1 protein-coding gene is annotated in these 827 nt (G+C 77.9%); it reads left to right on the top strand.

Annotated elements, in window-relative coordinates; translation table 11 throughout:
- Positions 1–225: 225 nt before the first annotated feature.
- Positions 226–827, top strand: a 602-nt coding sequence (locus tag ACWJ6R_RS37330) for a glycosyltransferase (RefSeq protein ID WP_449066703.1), incomplete at its 3' end; no start/stop codon positions are given.

Genomic DNA, 827 nt, shown 5'->3' with positions numbered 1-827 from the left:
CCGCTCTCCCCCGCGGCCGGTCCCGGAGGCGGCCCGCGCATCTCCGTGGTGATCCCGGCCCGCGACGAGGAGCACCGCCTCGGGCCGTGCGTCTCGGCTGCGCTCGCCCGACCCGGCCGTCGCGGAGGTCGTGGTGGTCGACGACGGCTCCCGCGACGGCACCGCGCGGCTGGCCGCCGGTCTCGGCGCGAAGGTCCTGGCCGCCCTCCCCTGCCGCCGGGGTGGGTGGGCAAGCAGTGGGCGCTGCGGCACGGGACCGAGGCGGCCCTCGGCGACGTCGTGGTCACCCTCGACGCCGACGCGCGTCCCGCGCCCGGCCTGTTCGCAGCGGTGGCGGCGGCCCTGGACGCCTACGACCTGGTCACCGTGGGCCCCCGGTTCGTCTGCGACGGGATCGCCGAGCAGGCGCTGCACTCCTCCTTCCTGGCCACGCTCGTCTACCGGTTCGGCCCGATCGGCCCGGCCTCCCCTCCGCCTCCGCACCGGGTGGTGGCCAACGGCCAGTGCACGGCCTTCCGCCATACGGCGATGCTGGCCGCCGACGGGTTCACCCGGGTCCGCGGGCACCTGACCGACGACGTGGCGCTGGCCAGGACCCTGGCCGCGGACGGCTGGGCGGTCGGGTTCCTGGACTCGGGCGGGCTGCTGGAGGTCGACATGCACGAGTCCGCGGCCGAGGTGTGGCGGGAGTGGGGCCGCTCGCTCCCGCTGCGGGACGTCACCTCCCCGGGCAGGCAGGCGGCCGACCTGGCGGTGCTCTGGCTCACCGCCGCGCTGCCCGCGGTCCGGCTGGCGGCGGGTCGGCCCACCCGGCTCGACCTCGCGCT

This window comes from Planomonospora algeriensis, assembly GCF_977012225.1.
The sequence above is the reverse complement of the archived record's forward strand: the minus strand, read 5'-3'. Positions and strand labels throughout refer to the sequence as shown.